Source organism: Bradyrhizobium sp. P2_E8 (assembly GCF_056403875.1).
In genome coordinates, this window is the sequence record NZ_JBFUES010000768.1 from 1 (window position 1) to 3736 (window position 3736).

Here is a 3736-nt window from a genome sequence, read left to right on the forward strand (position 1 = left end):
CTGTGACTGCGATCCATCCTACCGCCTCATCTCACTCGCTCGCAACGCACCCCGCCATGATCCCGTCGAGCTCGGCCTTCGAGAGCACCCCGAGCTCGGCGATGAAGACAATACGTGACCGCGGCACGCCTGGGCTTGGCGCCTCACCCGGCGCCAGCGTCGCGCGGCCGCCGGCAAACTGGAACACGGTCAGGCGGCCGGGCTGCTCGACGGTCTCGAACAGGCCCTTGGCGCGGGCGAGCTTTGGCGCGAGCCGGCCGATGGCCTGCTGCAGGCGCGGCAGCGAGATCGGGTGGTCCGAGGTCCAGCTCAGCGTTTCGAAGCGCTCTTCTGCCGGCCGCCGCGGCCCGGGCTCGCGCGGCGCAGGCGCGCGATCGATGGTTGCGGGAAACAGCAGCGCGGACGGAATCTCGCCGTGCTGCGCATCGACCACCACGGCGGGGACGCGCAGCGCGCGGATGGCTTCGCACATCCGGGCACCCGCGCCCTCGTCCGCCAGATCCAGCTTGCTGAGCGCCACGATATCGGCGACGCGCAGCTGCGCGCGCACCAGCGCGTCATCGAAGGCTGACGGCGGTGTGCCTGCGTCCATCACGCAGAGCACGGTTTCCAGCGGCGCCTCGCGCAGGATCACCGGATCCATCAGGTTGCGCACGATGTCGGAGGGATCGGCGACGCCGCTGGTCTCGATGACGATGGTGTCCGGTTTCGGATCACGCCGCAGCAGAGTCGCGAGCGTGCGCAAGAGATCGCCTTCGAGCGAGCAGCAGATGCAGCCGTTGGCAAGGCTCACCACGCCGTCGCTCGCGCCCGCGATCAGCTCCGCATCGATGTTGATCGCGCCGAAATCGTTGACGACGGCGGCGATCCGCCGTCCCTCCGCATGCGCCAGCAGATGGTTGACGACCGTGGTCTTGCCCGCCCCCAGAAAGCCCGTGACCAGGAGAATGGGGACCGACATGGGTCAGCTCTCGACGACGGGGCGACGCACGGGTTTGCCCGGCCGCGCCGCCGCGTCCAGCACGCCGTCGCTGATCAGCACCTGGCCGCTGACGACGAGATGCCGCACGCCCTCGGACGGACGGTTCATCGCCGTGAATGTGGCGCGGTCGCTGAGCTTCTCGTAGTCGAACACGACGATATCGGCATCGGCGTCCTTCGCGAGCCGGCCCTTGGCGCGCATCGCGGGCGTGCTCTGCGACAGGATCTCCGCCGGGATCAGCGCGCATTTGCGCACGCCTTCCAGCAGCGACACCGTCTTGCGTTCGCGCACCCATTCCCGGATGAACTTTGTGAAGCAGCCGGCCGAGCGCGGATGCGACGTCGCATCATCCGGCAGCGGCCAGGCGTCGCCGGTGTAAGTCTTGCCGTCCGACGTCGTCCACGGCATCGCGTCGGACGCGATCGCGCCGCCGGGATAGAGCACCGACATGTCGAGCAGGTCGCGGTGATGCGAATTGTTCTCGGTGTCGAGGATGTGCCAGAGCACCAGCGAGGACGGCTCTTCGGCCTGCGCCTTGAGCAGCTCCTCGCGGTCGTGGAAGCGATAGCCGTCGGTCACGCGCTGCACCGAATCGTAACCGGTGCCGTTGCGCTCGACGAATTGGGGGTCGCTGAAGAAGGCCGCGGCCAGCACGGTCGAGCCGGTGCCGTAAGGATAGGCCTCGACCGTAATGGGCAGGCCCTGCGCCTGGGCCTTCTCGACCAGAACGCGGCAGCGCTCGATGTCGGTCTTGCTCGACGAGTTGAAGTGGCAGATGTGCATGTGCGCGCCGGTGGCGCCGGCATAGCCGATCAGGCGGATATAGGCCTCCGCCGCGCTTTCAGGATCGATGCGCGACATGTAGGCGACGTGGGTGAAGGTCGGCACGTCCTTGGCGGCTGCAAGCTGGCAGACCGCGGTCAGCTCCTGCACGCCGGCGCCCGGCGCGTAGGCGTTCAAGATGCCGATGCCGATGCCGCCTTCGTTGAGGCCGCGCGCGAGCCGATCGAGGATGCCGGCGACCTCGGCGTCGGTCGCGACGTTGTCCATCCAGCGGCGGTCGCGCATGGCGTTGCCGAACGCCTCCAGCGAGCTCTCCGCATTGGAGCCCGTCATCGCGCCGATGCGCGCAAAGGCCCAGTTGGTGGCGGCGCCGTAGTTCAGCACGCGTCCCTTTCTGGCCTGACGCTCATACCAGGATGCGACCGGCAGCACGCCGGCCTCGAGATCGAGCGTCGTCGTCACCCCGTCGAACGCCTGCATGCGGTCGGCCGGGATCGACTGGCCATGCGCGTGCAGATCGATGAAGCCGGGCGCGACCACGAGGCCGGTGGCGTCGATCACCCGCTCGGCGCCGCCGAGCGAGGCGCCGACGGCGGCGATCTTGCCGTCCACCACCGCCACATCGCCGATGGCATCCATCCCGCTCGCCGGATCCACCACCCGGCCGCCAGAGATCACCAAACCGCTCATATCGTCGCTCCGCATGCTATTGCCAAAATCTCCAAAGGCCAGGCAGCAGCTTCGGAGGTGCGTCTGGGCCGCATAGAGGCAGATTTTCGGGACGACGACCACCRCCGCGGATGCCGGTGCAGCATGCTCGCATGGGAGGTCCGGGCGTGAGGTCCGGGCGCGCGGCCGCGCTCTCGCGGCATGATTTGCCCGAGCTTTGCTTTGCTTCGCTTCACACCCCTCGAAAGAAAGGGCGCAGGGAAGACCGGGCGCCGGCTGGCACCCATTAAGACCCCTGCGCTGAACAGATGCACACGCAATGCACAGGGGAGACACAGGGCAGCCGAAACCCGGCCTTCCCTGCGCGATGGTTTGACGGCCTATGCCGTGCTCTCCCGGGAGCCGAGTTCGTTCTGGCCTCCCTCGCCTTCGCGAAATGCACGGCACCGCGCCGGTTGACGCGATTGACGCCTTCGCCAAGGCTTGACCGTAGCAACGACGGCCAGGACCACACGGTTTCGCCGTACGCGAGCTGACCCTGCTTCACCAAGAGGCTTCGCAGGGCACGGCCCTGCTCAGTCAAAGGCTCCGCAAAGCTTGGGCGCCGTCCGTCTTCGCGGTCCGTAGCGCGCTCACGAGGTTCATCTCGCCCTGCACGCTACCGACCGCCTTAACGCCGCCCGCGTCCACCGCAACCCAGCCCGCGTTCGTGACGACGTACGACCGCCCCTCTTGCCGGGCTGGGATGGCCGACACATACGACAAATCCGAATTTCGGTAAAGTGGAATCTTTTGCGAGGACGGGGTTGACATCCTGTTTCGGCTGTCTTGCCCGACGGCCGCGCAGTCCCGAGATGGCGCGCCTGCAGCGGATCAGATCCGAAGCGTCGCTTGGTACGCAGGATGGGCTGAGCTCTCGCGAAGCACATCGCCCTGATTGACGACCGACTACGATGGCAATCTCTGCTCGGATATAATTCGCACCGGCGGAAAGGCGACGCAATCCACCACATCGAACAGCACTTCGATCCTGCCGTCGTATGACCGTGCAAAGGCAATGGCGTCATCGTGCCGTTCGTCGGCGATGCGCGTGCCGAGCGTGCAGTGTGGCGTCCATGCTCCGGGCCGATAATGCGGGCGACAATGCGCCGGATCAATTGCTGCACTGATGGCGCTGTGGATGCGGGTCAGGGCCCCATTGGACGCTGGGTCGGCCCAGAGGACGAGAGGCGAACCTTCGAACCAACGAATTTGTCTGAATTCGATACGCAGTTGCGCCTCGCCGCTGACGGCCGTCAGCAT

At 66.9% G+C, this 3736-nt stretch carries 3 protein-coding genes; all 3 read right to left on the reverse strand.

All coding sequences use genetic code 11. The annotated features are described in order from the left end of the window. Window positions 1–31: 31 nt before the first annotated feature. The gene (locus AC1D00_RS31410; protein ID WP_477013332.1) at window positions 32–961 is read right to left on the reverse strand and encodes a CobW family GTP-binding protein; all 930 of its coding nucleotides are present in this window, start codon (window positions 959–961) and stop codon (window positions 32–34) included. Between the two features lie 3 nt (window positions 962–964). Then, window positions 965–2557, reverse strand: coding sequence for an amidohydrolase family protein (locus AC1D00_RS31415; RefSeq protein WP_477013333.1), 1593 nt, complete (start codon window positions 2555–2557; stop codon window positions 965–967). Between the two features lie 825 nt (window positions 2558–3382). Then, on the reverse strand, window positions 3383–3736 hold a 354-nt coding region (locus tag AC1D00_RS31420), incomplete at its 5' end, for a 2'-5' RNA ligase family protein (protein ID WP_477013334.1).

What these genes read in the sequence shown, in the direction of transcription:
- AC1D00_RS31410 (WP_477013332.1), bottom strand. Translation starts at nt 961, where the DNA reads ATGTCGGTCCCCATTCTCCTGGTCACGGGCTTTCTGGGGGCGGGCAAG.